This window comes from Ferrithrix thermotolerans DSM 19514 (assembly GCF_900128965.1).
Taxonomy (GTDB): Bacteria; Actinomycetota; Acidimicrobiia; order Acidimicrobiales; family Acidimicrobiaceae; genus Ferrithrix; species Ferrithrix thermotolerans.
Genome location: NZ_FQUL01000075.1, coordinates 1 through 2424, shown reverse-complemented (window position 1 = coordinate 2424; position 2424 = coordinate 1). Strand labels below are relative to the sequence as shown.

Below are 2424 nucleotides of genomic sequence, written 5' to 3'. Positions count from 1 at the left end.
GCGCGTTTCTTCTATCGCTTTTTCAGACCCGAAAGTCACGATTGTGATGGGGTTATTCCCCGATTAGGTGACTCGGGGGATCCACATGAGTGTTAAAAGAGCCGTAAAATCCCTATTTTAGGTAATTGTTGATAAGGGACACTATGCAATAAGGTAATCGATACCACTTACCCATCCTGGACATGGATAACGGAGCAGTCGAACCCGTTAGCTAGTAAAGTCCCTCTAATGCCAACTTCAGCGATGGAGAGGTCTAATACTCATTCAGTAAGTTGTGTGGTTAAGGCGGGAATTATCGGAGATCGTGACCGTATGTCTTTTTGACTGATGTAACAACGTGCCGATTTTATTCTCTAGATGTATTTTGAGTTAGTCTACTCATTACGGGCCCAAGGCGACAATGATTTATCTCGACGCTCGGATATGACTTGATAACAGGCTCGTAAAGTAACTAACACAAAGCCTACACCTGCTGCAGGTAGTAAAGAGGGTCCGAAAGGAACAAGTGAGATCGTAGAAACTGCAACAGTGAATGCCCTGCCGATCCTTGGATCTTTGAAATGCGTCGGGGAGATTATCCAGCTGGGAACTTTCAAGGTTAATAAACGTGCCGCTAGGTAGAGAAATGACGTAAGAAAGGCGAAAGTGAGCCCTACTATCCCCTCTACGACCGCTATGTCCCGAATAGACAAACTAGTGAAGATTTGGGTAAAAGTGACGGCTAAAAAAGAACTGGCTCCAACAGTTAGCGTAAGCATTGGCGAGACACGAACTGTCAAGCGCTTGTTTTCGAGGTTGCTTGAATAACCGTGGGAAGGTCGTGATATTTCTTCACGATCACCGTTGACGTTATGCCGAAAGTACTTCGATGATCTATTCACGATATCCACGTCTCGAATCCACCAGTCACACAGGCGAAGATATCGCCTGCTAAATCTATTTCGGGCCCTCCGACCCACGTCCAACCCTGCGCCAGCCCAGCGTTTACTAAGCATCCTTCAACAAAATTTCCGTTGTGATAGCGACTTTCGAAGGACATGTCAACTGGAGTACATCGGCCGTCTTCGTTATTTGGATATACCGATATGCAGTACTCGCCTGGTATAAAGTACTCCCAATATCCGCAGGTTACCCCAGGATCACATATCAACTTTGGCTGAGCGACATAGCCTGTGGCAGTTTTACGGTGAAGATCGTTAGAGACATACCTACTGTCGCGTTGCACGTCAGATCTAGCCGTTGCAAGGTGGCTAGCCGTTAACTCCGTCCCCGACCCGACGCTAGCTAATCCAAAACTCAACCCTAGGACGATCCTCCGAGAGATGATCTTTTGTATCACGCTTACCCCCTTATTGGGTCACGATCTCAGAGAAGGTTGAGACCGATCATGCTTTTGATACTACAACGCACCTGCAAGGTTTACAAGAAATTGTAAGATAGTTTGTCCGCATACTATTTTAAAAACCGATCTCCAAGGAGTACAACTCACCCCAAGAGGAGCAAATAATCTAGAATCTCCACGGTATCGGAGCCAACCAACAAAGTCAATACGTTCAAAAGTTCTAAGCTGTTGGCTGTTCTTATACTGTGGATTACTTGTTTGCGTAACTTTGGACCACTTGTGACTTTGGACAGCTACCCCAAAAATGATCCACCTCGAATGTGAGATCCGACCAGAATAGAGATGGAGGAAGATCACATGAAAGAGAAGTTGCACTCATAAGAGCAACTCGTATCGCAGCTTATAAAGGATGATCGAGTGCTCAATGAGGGCAAGACAGATGCTTTAGTAGCTAGGGACTACTGCATTACCTGAGACCATCTGGTATCGCTTCAAAGAACACCTATGGCGTAGACGTTAGGTACCGACATAAAACCTGCTCCAAGGAACTAGAAGCCAAAGAAAAAAAGCTAGAGCCTATGGTAGCAGATCCCAGCACTTTGATATCGTGGTGGCAAAGGAGTTGGGAACCGGAAACTTCTAACCTGACGCGATACGTGTGAGTGGATGTCAAGTTGCTTCGGGGTCTCGCAAGAGTTTAGGCATGTAGAGTCACAAGCCAACCCCGTTCAACGAAAGCCAACACCACTAGAGCGAAAGAAGGGCAACACTAATGAGGAGATAAAGAGGCGCCTCATGCTCCTTTGCATTTTCTAACCCACGCCCCAGGGTATCGTAAGGCTTATTCGGCTTAGCCCTTGCAATTTAGGTACAAGCTGAACCTCAAAAGGGTTCATCGTCTCTCTAAAAGAGGCTGGCCTTAGGGTGCCTTGTAGCTTTACGGGGTTCCAATGGGTGCTCATCAACCCATAGTATGAAGCAGTATCTGGGCAATTACCTTCCCTCTTCGATGCAACTCAAGTGATGGGAAGATACTTAGACGTCCTGAACATTACAGGTGAGCACCAAGAGGGCTACTTAGC

2 protein-coding genes are annotated in these 2424 nt (G+C 46.5%); both read right to left on the bottom strand.

Annotated elements, in window-relative coordinates:
• Window positions 1–877: 877 nt before the first annotated feature.
• Window positions 878–1300, bottom strand: coding sequence for a hypothetical protein (locus BUA24_RS11595; RefSeq protein WP_143146556.1), 423 nt, complete (start codon window positions 1298–1300; stop codon window positions 878–880).
• 854 nt (window positions 1301–2154) lie between these two features.
• Entirely contained in the window at window positions 2155–2304 is a 150-nt protein-coding gene (locus BUA24_RS12705) for a hypothetical protein (protein WP_178138838.1), read from the bottom strand.
• Between the last annotated feature and the right edge of the window lie 120 nt (window positions 2305–2424).